The 14263-nt window shown below is 40.1% G+C and carries 12 protein-coding genes; 1 reads left to right on the top strand and 11 read right to left on the bottom strand.

The annotated features are described in order from the left end of the window. Positions 1–6 precede the first annotated feature (6 nt). From nusB to HH219_RS04865, 11 genes are all read right to left on the bottom strand, one after another. Positions 7–417 (bottom strand): transcription antitermination factor NusB, encoded by a 411-nt coding sequence (gene nusB / locus HH219_RS04915; protein ID WP_054206152.1) that lies wholly within the window; start codon positions 415–417, stop codon positions 7–9. Between the two features lie 15 nt (positions 418–432). Beyond that, on the bottom strand, positions 433–897 hold the full coding sequence (gene ribE, locus HH219_RS04910) for a 6,7-dimethyl-8-ribityllumazine synthase (RefSeq protein WP_016708079.1): 465 nt from the start codon (positions 895–897) through the stop codon (positions 433–435). 146 nt (positions 898–1043) lie between these two features. After that, positions 1044–2156 (bottom strand): bifunctional 3,4-dihydroxy-2-butanone-4-phosphate synthase/GTP cyclohydrolase II, encoded by a 1113-nt coding sequence (ribBA, locus tag HH219_RS04905; RefSeq protein ID WP_054206153.1) that lies wholly within the window; start codon positions 2154–2156, stop codon positions 1044–1046. Between the two features lie 30 nt (positions 2157–2186). Next, a complete protein-coding gene (locus HH219_RS04900) occupies positions 2187–2840 on the bottom strand; it encodes a riboflavin synthase (protein ID WP_054206154.1) in 654 nt (217 codons plus the stop codon). 22 nt (positions 2841–2862) lie between these two features. After that, entirely contained in the window at positions 2863–3999 is a 1137-nt protein-coding gene (gene ribD / locus HH219_RS04895) for a bifunctional diaminohydroxyphosphoribosylaminopyrimidine deaminase/5-amino-6-(5-phosphoribosylamino)uracil reductase RibD (RefSeq protein ID WP_169326804.1), read from the bottom strand. Between the two features lies 1 nt (position 4000). Further along, positions 4001–4450, bottom strand: coding sequence for a transcriptional regulator NrdR (gene nrdR / locus HH219_RS04890; RefSeq protein WP_016708083.1), 450 nt, complete (start codon positions 4448–4450; stop codon positions 4001–4003). A 102-nt stretch (positions 4451–4552) separates the two neighbouring features. Continuing rightward, positions 4553–5809 (bottom strand): serine hydroxymethyltransferase, encoded by a 1257-nt coding sequence (gene glyA, locus HH219_RS04885; RefSeq protein WP_054206156.1) that lies wholly within the window; start codon positions 5807–5809, stop codon positions 4553–4555. Positions 5810–6529: 720 nt separating this feature from the next. After that, complete coding sequence (gene thrC, locus HH219_RS04880; protein ID WP_054206157.1) at positions 6530–7813, bottom strand: threonine synthase; 1284 nt, start codon at positions 7811–7813, stop codon at positions 6530–6532. Between the two features lie 18 nt (positions 7814–7831). Continuing rightward, the gene (thrB, locus tag HH219_RS04875) at positions 7832–8758 is read right to left on the bottom strand and encodes a homoserine kinase (protein ID WP_169326803.1); all 927 of its coding nucleotides are present in this window, start codon (positions 8756–8758) and stop codon (positions 7832–7834) included. 9 nt (positions 8759–8767) lie between these two features. Further along, the gene (gene thrA / locus HH219_RS04870; protein WP_169326802.1) at positions 8768–11185 is read right to left on the bottom strand and encodes a bifunctional aspartate kinase/homoserine dehydrogenase I; all 2418 of its coding nucleotides are present in this window, start codon (positions 11183–11185) and stop codon (positions 8768–8770) included. Positions 11186–11413: 228 nt separating this feature from the next. Then, a complete protein-coding gene (locus HH219_RS04865; protein ID WP_054206160.1) occupies positions 11414–11779 on the bottom strand; it encodes a response regulator in 366 nt (121 codons plus the stop codon). 269 nt (positions 11780–12048) lie between these two features. On the opposite strand from HH219_RS04865, the gene HH219_RS04860 reads away from it, so the two are divergent. Next, complete coding sequence (locus HH219_RS04860; protein ID WP_054206161.1) at positions 12049–13812, top strand: HAMP domain-containing sensor histidine kinase; 1764 nt, start codon at positions 12049–12051, stop codon at positions 13810–13812. Positions 13813–14263 lie beyond the last annotated feature (451 nt).

Genomic DNA, 14263 nt, shown 5'->3' with positions numbered 1-14263 from the left:
GTCGCATTACTTACGTAAATGCTTTACTGCTTTATCTAGTACACCATTAACAAACTTATGACTGTCTTCTGCGCCAAAGATTTTAGCAAGCTCAATACCTTCGTTGATAGCAACTTTATAAGGTACATCTTCACGGAATTTCAGCTCATAGCTGCTTAAACGTAAAATAGCGCGTTCAACTTGGTCTAACTCGTCGAAAGGACGCGTTAAATGTGGAGAGACTGCTTCGTCTAGTTGCTTATGATTTATAGCAACACCACGCGAAAGATCTTTAAAGTATTCAACATCAATTTTAGTCACATCATTTTCGATCAACATTTGTTGTTCGATATCGGCAATTGCATTGCCACTTAATTGCCAAGAATAAACGGCTTGAAGTGCTAAAATACGTGCTTTACGCCTTGCTGCTGGTTTCACAAAAATTCCTTAAACTTAAATTTTATCTAACACATTAACCATTTCAAGTGCACCTAGAGCAGCTTCGCCGCCTTTGTTGCCCATTTTAGTGCCCGCGCGTTCAATCGCTTGCTCAATGCTTTCTGTGGTTAATACGCCAAATGCAACCGGGATATCATACTCAAGCGACACTTGCGCTAAGCCTTTATTTGATTCGCCAGCAACAAGATCAAAATGTGGCGTACCACCTCTGATCACGACGCCTAAAGCGATGATTGCATCATACTCTTTTTTTGCTGCAACGCGTTTCGCTGCTAAAGGTAATTCTACCGCACCTGGTACATAAACTACGGTAATATCATCATCAGATACACCACCTGTACGTTTCAATTCATCAACAGCGCCTGCCAAAAGGCTGCTACCAATAAAGTCATTAAAGCGAGAAATAACAATTGCGAATTTCTTACCCGGAGCGTATTTATTACCTTCAATAATTTTCATTCGATAACCCTAAAAAATAAGTTTAAGCGGCTGCGATTGCGCAAAAATTGCTGCGCATCATACCATATAAATAAAATAATAGCCTAGAGCCTGTTTGCCTTTCATAATTAAAGTTTATTAATCTAAAACCAGAAACAGGCCTGAGCTTATTCTGGTTCTACGTAATCAACTACTTCAAGGTGAAAGCCCGACAGCGCATGGTACTTTTTAGGGCGACTCATTAAGCGCATTTTTTCAATTCCCAGATCAGCCAAGATTTGTGAGCCGACACCTACAGTACGCGATGTACCTTGAAACTTACGGTGTGCAACAGTTTCGCCAGCATCTTCTGCTGCAAACGCTTTAACCGTGGCTTCTAATTCATCAGTGCATTCTTGCTTACCAAGAATTACTAACACACCTTGGTGCTTAGCAATATAGGCCATAGCATCTGATAAGCCCCAACTTCTATCAGCACTGCGATCTGATAACAAAATATCATTAAAAGTACTTTGCAGATGAACACGTACTAAAGTTGGTTCATTCGCTTTAACGTCACCGTTTAATAGTGCGTAATGCAGCTGGCCGTCAATAGTATCTTTATAGGTTACTAAATCAAACTCTCCATGCTCTGTTGGCAATTTACATTTCGCGACTTGCTCAATAGTGGTTTCGTTAATGTTACGGTATTCGATAAGATCAGCAATGGTGCCAATTTTGATGTTATGTTGCTCGGCAAATATTTCTAAATCAGGACGGCGCGCCATAGTGCCATCGGCATTAAGAATTTCAACAATTACTGACGATGCTTCAAGCCCAGCTAAACGCGCTAAATCGCAACCAGCTTCAGTATGACCTGCACGGGTTAACACCCCACCCGGTTGCGCCATAATTGGAAAAATATGACCCGGTTGCACGATATCACTTGGCACAGCACCTTTGGCTATCGCAGCTTGTACAGTACGCGCGCGATCTGCAGCAGAAATCCCCGTGGTAACACCTTTAGATGCCTCGATAGACATTGTAAAGTTAGTCGAAAATGCTGCACCATTGTTTTTAACCATTAATGGTAAATCAAGCTGCTCACAACGTTCTTGTGTCATTGTTAAACAAATTAAGCCGCGGCCATGAGTGGCCATAAAATTAATCGCTTCAGCACTTATATGTTCGGCTGCGATAATTAAATCGCCTTCATTTTCTCTATCTTCATCGTCCATCAAAATAACCATTTTACCGGCTTTAATGTCATCAATAATTTCTTGTGCGCTGTGTAAATTCATAATCTGCTCGTGTAAGTTGTGGAGTTGGGGCTACTTAATAAAACCCGCTTGGGCAAGTAAATTCATCGAAATATCTGAACCGGCAGGTTGTTCTGCCCCTTTGATCAAGCGCTCTAAATAACGAGCAATTTGGTCAACTTCTAAATTCACTTGGGTGCCAATTTTAAAATCAGCAATGGTTGTTTGTTCACTCGTATGCGGCACGATAGTCAGTTTAAATTTGTTATCTTCTATCGCATTAACCGTTAGGCTAATACCATCAATACATACCGAGCCTTTATACGGGATATACTTCATCAGTTGCGCATCGGTGCTTAACCAATATTCAACAGCGCGCGCATTGGGCGTAATAGCTGTAATAGTCGCAATACCATCAACGTGCCCAGAGACTAAGTGCCCCCCTAAACGAGATACAGGTTGCATGGCTTTTTCAAGGTTAACCGTTTGCCCTTGTTTATAATGAGCAAACCCGGTTAAGCTTATCGTTTCGTTTGACAAGTCAGCACTAAAACCATCACTGTGCTTTGCTACAACCGTTAAACATACGCCGTTGGTTGCAATACTGTCACCTAAATTCACATCGGCCATATCAAGGTTGCTACTTTGAATGCGAATGGCTAAATCACCTTGTTTTTGTTCTAATTTACTAATTGTGCCTGTTGCTTCTATTATACCAGTAAACATAAGGTTGCTCTTCAATAGTAGGTTAAGGCGCTGTATTTAAACACCGCGCAGCTGTGATACGAATATCATCACCAATTAGTGCACATTCGCTAATTGTTAAGTTGTCCACATCTTGCATATTTGTCTGTTCTGCAAAATTTAATAAACTTTTGGCATCGTTACCTAACAATTTAGGTGCGAAATAAATAATGTATTCATCAATAAGCCCCTGCTCTGTCATTTTCCCCGCAAGGGTTGCACCGGCCTCTAACCAAATATGATTAAATTGGCGTTGTGCTAAAAGCTTGAGAGCGGCCAGTAAATCAACCTTATTATTTTGTTTTGGCACTACAATATGGCTTACGTAATGAGGCCATTGCTTTGATTTATCAAGCTCAGTGGTAAGAATAATTACCTCACTTTCTATACTAAACAAAGCCAGTTCAGGAGTTAAACGATTTTGTGAATCAATAATAATTCTTACTGGCTGACGCAAAGGCAACTCTGTGGGTAATGATTCTGGCAATTCATCAATACGAACATTAAGCTTGGCGTCATCAACTAAAACGGTATCTGCCCCCGTTAAAATAGCGCAGCTTTGTGCACGATAAAGTTGCACATCTTGACGAGCTTTAGAGCCCGTAATCCATTTACTTTGACCATTTTTAAGGGCCGTTTTACCATCAAGACTTGCCGCCATTTTACAGGTAACAAATGGCATGCCTTGTTCCATACGCTTTAAAAAGCCACGGTTTAATAGTTTAGCTTGTTGCTCTAATAGCCCTGATGCAACCTCAATTCCTGCATCAGCTAAAATTGCGAGACCTTTACCTGCCACTTGTGGATTTGGATCAACCATCGCGGCAATCACTTTTATCACGCCCGCGGCTTTTAGGCCTTCGGCACACGGAGGTGTGCGACCAAAATGACTACAAGGCTCAAGTGTGACATACGCAGTGGCACCTTTGGCTTGGCTACCTGCCATTGCTAACGCATTGACTTCAGCATGACCTTGCCCAGCTAATTGATGAAAGCCTTCACCAATAATCTGACCACCTTTAACTAGCACACAGCCAACATTAGGATTTGGTGTTGTTGTAAAGCGTCCTTGCTTGGCAAGTTCAATAGCCCGTGCCATAAATTGATGATCTTGCTCTGTGAATAATACGTTTTGACTCATTTTACTCCCCTAAGCGGGCGATTTCTTCACCAAATTCACGGATATCTTCAAACGAACGATACACAGAAGCAAAACGTACATAGGCGACTTTATCGAGTTTTTTAAGCGCTTCCATAATACACTCACCAATTAAGTGGCTGGATATCTCACGCTCACCCGTTGCTCGTAGTTGAGATTTGATAATATTGACAACTTCGTCAACCTGCTCAGTACTAACGGGACGTTTTTCTAATGCGCGGTGTAGACCATTGAGAAGTTTATCTTCGTTGAAAGGTTCGCGACTGCCATCTTGTTTAATTACCCGAGGCATCACAAGTTCAGCACCTTCAAAGGTGGTAAAGCGTTCATGACACTCATTGCATTCACGGCGTCGTCTAACTTGGTGGCCACCACCAACTAAACGCGAGTCAATTACTTTGGTATCTTTTGCGGTGCAAAATGGGCAATGCATAGGTATCAGCTTCCATTAAAAACAAAAAAGGCCGCTTTAAGGCGGCCTTTATAATAGCAAAAAACGTCGCTATTGTGATCTGAATTACAGTGGGCTTAATAATTAAGCGTAAACAGGTAATTTTTTACAGATTGCTTTAACTTTTTCTTTAACTTGTGCTTGTACTGACTCATCAGTAATGTTGTCTAGCACGTCACAGATCCAGCCCGCTAGCTCTTTAGATTCAGCTTCTTTAAAACCACGACGTGTGATTGCAGGTGAACCAATACGCAGGCCAGAGGTAACAAATGGTGAACGTGGATCGTTTGGTACTGAGTTTTTGTTCACTGTAATATTCGCATTACCCAGAGCTGCATCTGCATCTTTACCAGTGATGTCTTTATTGATTAAATCAAGTAAGAACAAGTGATTTTCTGTTTTATCAGACACTATTTTGTAGCCGCGCTCTTGCATTACTGCAACCATTGCTTGGGCATTTTTAACAACTTGAGTTTGGTATACTTTAAACTCTGGTTGTAGTGCTTCTTTAAATGCCACTGCTTTTGCAGCAATAACATGACATAAAGGACCACCTTGGCCACCTGGGAAAACAGCGCTATTAAGCTTTTTATAAATAGCTTCGTCGCCACAAGCTGAAATAATCAAACCGCCACGTGGACCTGCTAATGTTTTATGCGTAGTAGTAGTTACAACGTGTGCATGTGGTACTGGGCTTGGGTAAACGCCTGCAGCAATAAGACCAGCAACGTGAGCCATATCTACGAACAAGTAAGCGCCTACTTTATCAGCGATTTCACGGAATTTAGCCCAATCAACAATACCTGAGTATGCTGAGAAACCACCGATGATCATTTTTGGTTTATGCTCAAGTGCTAGCGCTTCAACTTGTGCGTAATCAATTTCGCCCGTTGCTTCGTCAAGTCCGTATTGGATTGCATTATAAAGCTTACCAGAGAAGCTCACATGTGAACCATGCGTTAAGTGACCACCATGAGCTAAGCTCATACCAAGTACCGTATCGCCAGCATCTAATAGCGCTAAAAATACAGCGGCATTTGCTTGTGAGCCAGCATGAGGCTGAACGTTTGCGTATTCAGAACCAAACAATTCATTTGCACGGTCAATCGCTAGTTGCTCAACCACGTCAACGTGCTCACAACCACCGTAATAACGCTTGCCCGGATAACCTTCAGCATATTTATTTGTTAACTGTGAACCCTGCGCTTCTAGTACGCGTGGGCTACAGTAGTTTTCAGATGCGATAAGCTCAATGTGTTCTTCTTGACGAGCAGTCTCTTTGTTGATTGCGTCAAATAACTCTGGATCAAAATCCGAAATATTCATGCTACGTTCTAACATGGGGGCTCCTAGGGCAACGTGTATGGTGTTTTTAAAGGCAATATTGTACGCTGAAAACGTCAATTTGACTACGGTGTAAAGATGAACATATTTAAACAGGGATTGAATTTAATTCACAGTGTTTTTGTAATGATATTTTTTTATAGAAACATAAATAATACTAATAAATAAAACAACTAAATATTTGTATTTTTAATGTGTTAATTTATTGCATTTGTTTCTATTTACACTACTATTGTACGAAATGTAATCATGGATGATCATAGGCTTATTATGTTAGCTAAACCTATTTACGAATTTATTCCCTACTGCTATTTTATTTTTGGTGGGTTTTGCATTCTTTTCTCGACTACCCTATTGCCGACGGCTATCGGCATTGCTTTGTTCTTAAATGGCGCAAACATTTGGCGTCTGCGATCTAATGCGCGCCGTATAGATCATAAAGTAAACCGAAAAAAAGTAAGGAAACACTATTATTATTATGAATTTAAGCCCTTCATTCTGTTGCTTACTGGTCTAATTCTAGTTAGTCGGGTACCCAATCAACTCGTTACACTTGCGGGCGCGATGATCTGTTTGATTGGCATTTTAATTTTATGTTTACGTATTTTAAATCGTCGTTCACGATCCATGGTCTAAGTTTGAATATTTTTACAATAAAAAAGCGATATACATAATGTATTATCGCTTTTTTGTTTTAACTTTATCTAATTATAAAAATTAGCCTAATTTAGCTAATAAAATATCGCGAAGCACACTGTAGTCATCTGCAATATCTTCAGCCAAACATGGCTTAGCTAATGCATCCGCTAATGGTTTTGGCATATCGAGCTCTATATTTAAAATCTCTTCTACGCTATCTTTAAACTTAGCTGGATGCGCTGTAGCTAAGAACACCCCTGCCGCTCCTTGTGCTAAATTAGCTTTAAGTCCCTGATAAGCTATTGCTGTGTGAGGCTCTGCAACATAGCCCGTTTGTTGAATTTTTTTCATCACTGTTTGTGTATTGCTTTCATCAACGCTGGTTGAATAAAAGTCATCATAACTAAACCAATTATTATCTAACATGGTTTGCACTCGTGGCCAGTTATTAGGTTTACTCACGTCCATTGCGTTTGAAAGTGATTCTATCGTCGCATTAGGTGCCCAGTTTTTATCATGGATAAAGCGCGGTACAGTATCATTCTGATTCGTTGTTGCACTGAGTTTAGCGACAGGCAAACCAATAACAGCACCGATCATTGCCGCACACACGTTACCAAAATTACCACTTGGCACAGAGATATGCGCGTTAGCACGTTTTTCTTTCGGTAATTGTGCAATTGCTTCAAAGTAGTAACAAACTTGTGCAACTAAACGGCTGATATTAATTGAATTAGCAGAGTTTAAACCTAGTCGAGATTTAATTTCATCATCTAAAAATGCATTTTTTACCATCGCTTGGCAATCATCAAAACTACCATCAACTGCATAACAATGAATGTTATTCCCCAATGTAGTGAACAGTTTTTGCTGCGCTAGAGAAATTTTCCCTTTTGGATAAAGGATCACCACATCAATATTTGGTTTATTATAAAACGCATGAGCAACAGCTGCACCTGTGTCACCAGAGGTTGCTGTTAGTATTGTAGTTTTTTCACCTTGGCTAAATTGTGCTAAGCACTCAGCCATAAAGCGGCCACCAAAGTCTTTAAAGGCAAGTGTTGGACCGTGGAACAATTCCAAACAATAAATATTTTCTTCTACTTCAACCAGTTTTACTGGAAAGTTAAACGCATTTTGCACCATTTGCGCAACAGTATCCGCGGGCAACTCATCGCCAATTAAATGCGATAAAATTTTACTGCTACGACTAACAAAGTCCATATCAAGTAAAGCATCAATGTCCGCCAGTGGCGCTAGGGATTCAGGAAAGAATACGCCTTGGTTTCGGCCTAAACCTGTTTTAACTGCATCAACAAACGACACTTTTTGTGAATCATCTTTTAAATTATGTAATTGCATTATTTATTCCTTAAATTCTTATAACTGACGCGTGCCGGCGTTATCAAGCTTACAAATGTGGCAAAAGCCTTGTTCATTGATATAGTTTTGTTCAAGCCACTGTGCGCATTGCTGTGCAGCTTCAAGCGTTTTACACACGGTAAATAAAGTAGGGCCTGCACCAGAAATACTGACTATTTCAGCACCTAGCTCCGGCAGTGCCGCTTTCGCTTCACTAAACCCAGTAATAAGTGGTGCGCGATATGGTTCTGCTATTTCATCACTCATAATTGATAACGCGTTATCAAAACGACCAGTTAACAACAATGTACTAAACGCTGATAAGCGCTGTGCAAATTCAACACTGGCATGCATGCTTAGCTGCTTTGGTAGTACTGAACGCGCTTTTGCGGTATTAAGCGAAAAACCAGGAAAAGCGGCTACGTAGTACCAGTTTTTATCTACCGGTAAGCTAATCGACTTATCTGGGATCAAATCACCCGTCAACTGTAAACCACCTAAGTAACAAGGTGTGATGTTATCGTAATGACGACCACCACTTACAATAGCTTCAAAATCAGCCATTAATTCAATCAGCTCTACTTGGCTAAGCGCAGTGCCTGCAAATTGATCAAGTGCCGCAAAGGTCGCTACAACTGAGCACGCACTAGAACCGAGCCCTGAACCAATCGGTAAATTCTTTTTAAGCTCTAATTTTACGCATGGCATACTTGGCGCAACATGTGTACGAAAATGCACTAAACACTGATACGCTAAGTTTTCATTAGCGTCACTTGGCAATTTATGTGCATACTCGCCCGAGCAAATAAACTCATCTCTTGTTGCAGGACTTACTGCAACAATGTCGCCTAATAATGTGCCATCAATAGGCGCAAGTGCAGCGCCTAATGAATCAAAACCAACGGCAAAATTCCCAATAGACGCTGGAGCATATACTTCAATCATTGTCCCCTCCTAGCGCGATAGCGTTTTTAAGATATCAGCAAATACACCCGCAGCAGTCACTGCAGATCCTGCACCATAACCACGAATTACAAATGGACGTGGTTGGTAATATTCACTCAAGATTGCTAAGGCATTTTCACCATCACGAATAACTGCCAATGCATGTTTTGTATCAACCGCTTCAATACCGACTTTGCAGTGACCCGCATTGATTGTGCCCACATAACGCAATACTTTACCTTCACTGGCTGCACTTTGAATGCGATCACTAAATGCGGCATCTAAACTCGGTAGTTTAGCCATAAACTCTGCAACATCATCACCTTGTGCAAAACCAACAGGCAGGACCGATTCAACTTCAATATCACTAAGCTCTAACTTCATGCCAGCCTCACGGGCAATGATCAGTAATTTACGCGCAACATCTGTTCCCGATAAATCATCTCTAGGGTCTGGCTCAGTAAAACCACTCTCTTTTGCTTTAATGGTTGCTTCAGATAACGATAAACCATCTTGCAAGGCACCGAATATATAAGACAATGAGCCAGATAAAATACCACTGAACTCAAGCAACTCATCGCCTGCACCAAACAGCGATTGTAAGTTATCTATTACCGGAAGCCCTGCTCCTACATTTGTTTCGTATAAAAACTTACGGTTATTCTTTTGGGTTGCTGCAATCAGGTCTTGGTAATAAGCATATGAACTCGTTGTCGCTTTTTTATTTGCAGCCACAACGTGAAAACCCGCATTTAAAAAGTCAACGTATTGCGCAGCCAATGCATCTGATGAGGTGCAATCAACTAATACTGGGTTGATTAAATGGTTTTGCCTAACAAATTGCTCAACCAGTTTTAAATCAAAAGCTTGTTCAGATGCGGCTAATTTTTGCTGCCAATCATCAAAAGCAATACCTTCGCCATCTAGGTGTAATTGACGAGAGTTAGCAACACCGTATAGATTTAACTTAATATTGCGCTTTTCCAGCCACGTTTGCTGGCGCTCTAATTGCTTTATAAGTTCTTGACCAACTAAGCCGCAGCCTAATAAAAACACGTCAATTGATGGGATATGAGTAAAGAAATTTTCGTGACACACTTTTACAGCATCATTACACAGTTCACCGTCGATCACCGCGGAAATAGCACTTTCAGTTGAATCTTGTGCAATAGCAACAATATTCACTTGCGCTTGAGCAAGCGATGCAAAAAACTTAGCGGCCAAGCCTTTATGAGCACGCATGTTATCACCCACTAACGTAACAATGGCTAAGTTACGTTGTACTTGCACAGGCTCAATAAGCCCTGCTTGTGATTCAAGCTCAAACGCTGTTTGCAGTGCATCAAGCGCTAATGGTAAGTCCGATTCATGGACACAAAAGCTAATACTAAATTCACATGACGACTGAGTAATAAGTACAATCGATACATTATCATGAGCAAGGGCATTAAATACTTTTGATGCCATGCCTACCTTACCTTTCATGCCTGGGCCTGAAACTGTTAGCATCGCAAGGTTTTGTAAACTGGATAACGCTTTAACTGGCTCCGATGATACATTATCGTTACTGATCAATGAGCCTTGTGCCTCTGGGTTATGAGTATTTTTAATTTCACATGGCACGCCCGCTTTAGCACACGGTAAAATTGTTTTAGGATGAAGAACTTTGGCACCAAAGTAAGAAAGCTCCATAGCTTCTTTATATGATAAAAAATCAACCTTAGTGGCTTTTTTGATATAACGAGGATCTGCACTGTATACGCCGTCCACGTCAGTCCAGATTTGGCAAACTTCTGCTTCTAAACACGCTGCTGCAATTGCGGCTGAATAATCAGAACCATTGCGCCCGAGTGTAGTTAACTGTCCTTGTTCATTGCTAGCTGTAAAACCCGGCATAATATAAATAGTTGCAGGGCTCACTTTTAAAGCCGCTTGGAAGCGAATTTTGCTCGCTACTAAATCAGCTTCCGCATCAATGTGGCCATTGGTTGATGCGATGCAATCAGTTGCTTCAAGGTAACGAGCGTTGTGCGAGCTTAACAAACACTGCATCAGTGCCACACTCACGCGCTCACCAAAACTAATAATATAAGCACGAACCTGATCAGGACAGCATTGGATTAATTTGACACCAGCAAGTTTATTTTTCAGCTCATCTAAATCAGGCCAATTTTGTACTTGCCCACATTCAGCTTCAACAGCTACTTTTAAGCTGTCACAACGAGACGCGAGTGCATCCCACTGTTCGCTATAATCTAATCCCTGTTCAGCGCTACTTGCAAGTGCGACTAACGAATCAGTCATTCCACCTGGCGCTGAAAGTACCAATAACATTTCATCTTTTAACTGTGCTTTAACTAACTGAGCTACCTGCTGTAAACATGCCAAGTCGGCAAGTGATGACCCGCCAAATTTTAATACTCGCATTTTTATGTTCCTCATCCCATAAAACGAAAAAAGGCCTGTGTTCGTTGTGAACACAGGCCTTTAAATTTGTTGCACCGACCTATGCCACTATCCAGTAAGAATGGTGGTTGTAATAATAATGGTCAGTACGTTTGTATTTATTTTCATAGCCTTTAGACTGCCTTAAACAAGGCTATTCTGTCAACCCCACATTAAAAGATAAATTATGCCATTTGGTTATAAAGAGCCCTAATGAATGCCAAATTTATGCAATATTTCATTAAGCCTTACTTTATCTATTGGCTTATTTATAAAATCGATAGCCCCTAAATTAGCGACTCGCTGTTTCATTTCAGCCTGAATATCCGCAGATATAACGAGAACAAAACATTCAATACTGCTTTGTTTAATGCATTCAAGCACCTGAACACCGTCAACTTCTGGCATAGTTAAATCAAGACACAATAAATCAAAGCTATGAATTTGCATTAATTCCAATGCCTCTCGGCCATTTTTTGCCTGCATAATATTTGCGCTTAGGCATTCATTTATACATCGCACGACTTGTTTACGTGCTACTGTTGAATCATCACATACTAATACAGAGAAATTCATACGATTAACTACTAGCTCACATGGTTATAAATGACGGGTGGGTTCTCAGTAACTAAGAAACATTACTCTAACAGCAATATAGTGATTTTATAACACAATCATTCCTGTGAAATAAACATAAGTTTTTGCTAAAAAAAGAAAAATGAATAAATTTGTTGAGGAAAAGTAGATTATTTTATTTATTTTTAGGCGTTTATTAGCTAACTTTACAGATGAATGTACTCGCTGCTTGGGTATTAAATGATGAATAAAGGAGCTATGGGAAATCCATGCTACAAAAAAGCCTATCTAAAAAGCTGCTAACAAGCGTTTTATCCGTCTATTTTTTGCTGACTTTTGTTGTCACATGCGGACAAGTAATTGCTGAATATGTAAATACTAAAGATTACATTCGTGATGAACTGACTACGCTACAAAAAACATTTAGTCGCAGTTTAACGCGTGCTATCTGGGAGCTAAACACTAAACAAACAATCACCACAGCCGAAGGTTTACTCGCTATTCCTATGATTGAAGGCATTATAGTGCGTGACGATAGCGGCGAGATTATTTCTCAATTAGGTCGTTCTCTTGATATCCGAGAATTATACAGCCAGCAGCTGGTTCAAGAAGAAGCAATTATTGAAGACACCCCATCCGGTTTATTTGGGTACACTTTCCCATTAATTTTTGAGTTTTCAGGCCGAGCCACGCAAGTAGGCGACGTGACTTTATTTTCCAGCCGCGAAGTTGTATTTAGCCGTATTATGCTGTCAATTTATTTTCTAATTGGCAACGCAATGATCAAAACAACCTTTTTGATCATCTTGTTTTTAATGGCATTTAGAAAATTGCTTACCGAACCACTTGCGCAATTGACAGAGCAAATTGAAGACCTTGAACTCAACGATCTTGAAGGCCAACATATTGAAATAGAAACAACAGAACACAATGAACTAAAAGTAATGGAGCAATCATTTAATAAACTCATTGATAAAGTTGTGCAGTATCGCCAAGAACTCGAGCATACACAAAAAGAACTCATTCTAAGTAACGAAAAACTTGATCAGCAAAATCTACAACTTGAACAAGAAGTTGCACGTAAAACTTCAAACCTGAGTCAAGCAATGATGGATTTACAGCAGCAAAAATATGAACTCGAAAAGCAAAAGTTAACACTTACCGAAGAAATTGATCTACGTCGTCATACCGAGCATGAGTTACTTACCAAACAAACAGAATTACAGCGTTATGTAGATGAGCTAAATATGGCTCAGGAGCGTCTAGTAGGCTCTGAAAAAATGGCCGCGCTAGGTGGTTTAGTTGCCGGGATCACGCATGATATCAATACACCAGTGGGGATTGGTGTAACCGCCACGTCTTTTTTACAAGAACGGTTATTACAAATCGAAAATGCATATAAAAATAAAACCCTCTCGCCAAAAGCACTTGAAGAGTTCATTAATGATGCCAAGCAAAGCACCAGTTTATTAACCACTAATTTAGATCGCGCATCTGAATTAGTGGCTAGTTTTAAACAAATCGCGGTGGATCAAGCCAGTGAAGCTGTTAGGACGATTAATTTTAAAGAGTATTTAGGTGAAGTGATCCGCTCTTTGCATCCTAAAATTAAAAATACCACGCATCATATTAATTTAGATTGCCCAGAAAGCTTGACCTTGAATTTACCCGCAGGCGCGATCAGCCAAATTTTTACAAACTTAATAATGAACTCCCTGATCCATGGGTTTGAAGGCATTACAAATGGCGTTATCAATATTGATATTAAAGATGATGACGATAATGTAATTATCAACTTTAACGATAACGGCAATGGCGTTACAGAACAGCAACTCGAAAAACTTTTCGACCCTTTCTTTACAACAAAACGTGAACAAGGTGGCAGCGGCTTAGGTACCCACATTACATTTAATTTAGTAAAACAGACTCTCAGTGGTGAAATTGATGCAACAAGCTCACCGGGTAATGGCTTAAGTTATGTGATCAGCTTCCCCAAAAACATGCCAAAGCCACTGTCAATTTTTAGTAATTAGATTAGAGCGTGTTGACCTTTTGTGATTAATTTTACACCAGCATGTTTGGTATTTAGGCTAGGCAGCGCCTATGCTGTGTGGTTGTTCCTTATAAATAGGCGATAACGACGCAGTATAAATTCCAAACATGCGCTGCCCAAAGGGTTCTTCCTAGAGGCGATTAACTCTTTGTTACCTAAATGGATGTAGGTAAAGGAAATGAGCAAACGAGGAAGCTTTGCTCTATTTTACTTAGCCCGTTAAACCTCATACTGAGATTAAATCGCCTGTAGATTGAACATATTTCAATCCTAAAAAGTCAACTGGCCTCAGTTAAAACCCTTTTAAGTTACTTCTTCTTATATTTAGCTAATGCTTTGCTCAATTGCTAAGCATTAGCTAAATCAGTCATTTCGACATCCGATTTTTATTGCTATGATTGAACAAATTTACCAATTGGATCAATCAACCT

This window comes from Pseudoalteromonas sp. NEC-BIFX-2020_015, assembly GCF_012952265.1.
Taxonomy (GTDB): domain Bacteria; phylum Pseudomonadota; class Gammaproteobacteria; order Enterobacterales; family Alteromonadaceae; genus Pseudoalteromonas; species Pseudoalteromonas neustonica.
Note: the sequence above shows the minus strand (reverse complement) of the source record. Positions and strands in the feature narration are given on the sequence as shown.

Coding starts and splice junctions, on each gene's coding strand:
- glyA (WP_054206156.1), bottom strand. CDS start 5,809: ATGTTAGAACGTAGCATGAATATTTCGGATTTTGATCCAGAGTTATTT.
- HH219_RS04900 (WP_054206154.1), bottom strand. CDS start 2,840: ATGTTTACTGGTATAATAGAAGCAACAGGCACAATTAGTAAATTAGAA.
- HH219_RS04860 (WP_054206161.1), top strand. CDS start 12,049: ATGCTACAAAAAAGCCTATCTAAAAAGCTGCTAACAAGCGTTTTATCC.
- ribD (WP_169326804.1), bottom strand. CDS start 3,999: ATGAGTCAAAACGTATTATTCACAGAGCAAGATCATCAATTTATGGCA.
- thrC (WP_054206157.1), bottom strand. CDS start 7,813: ATGCAATTACATAATTTAAAAGATGATTCACAAAAAGTGTCGTTTGTT.
- ribBA (WP_054206153.1), bottom strand. CDS start 2,156: ATGAATTTACACAGCGCACAAGAAATTATTGATGACATTAAAGCCGGT.
- HH219_RS04865 (WP_054206160.1), bottom strand. CDS start 11,779: ATGAATTTCTCTGTATTAGTATGTGATGATTCAACAGTAGCACGTAAA.
- nrdR (WP_016708083.1), bottom strand. CDS start 4,450: ATGCATTGCCCATTTTGCACCGCAAAAGATACCAAAGTAATTGACTCG.
- ribE (WP_016708079.1), bottom strand. CDS start 897: ATGAAAATTATTGAAGGTAATAAATACGCTCCGGGTAAGAAATTCGCA.
- thrB (WP_169326803.1), bottom strand. CDS start 8,758: ATGATTGAAGTATATGCTCCAGCGTCTATTGGGAATTTTGCCGTTGGT.
- thrA (WP_169326802.1), bottom strand. CDS start 11,185: ATGCGAGTATTAAAATTTGGCGGGTCATCACTTGCCGACTTGGCATGT.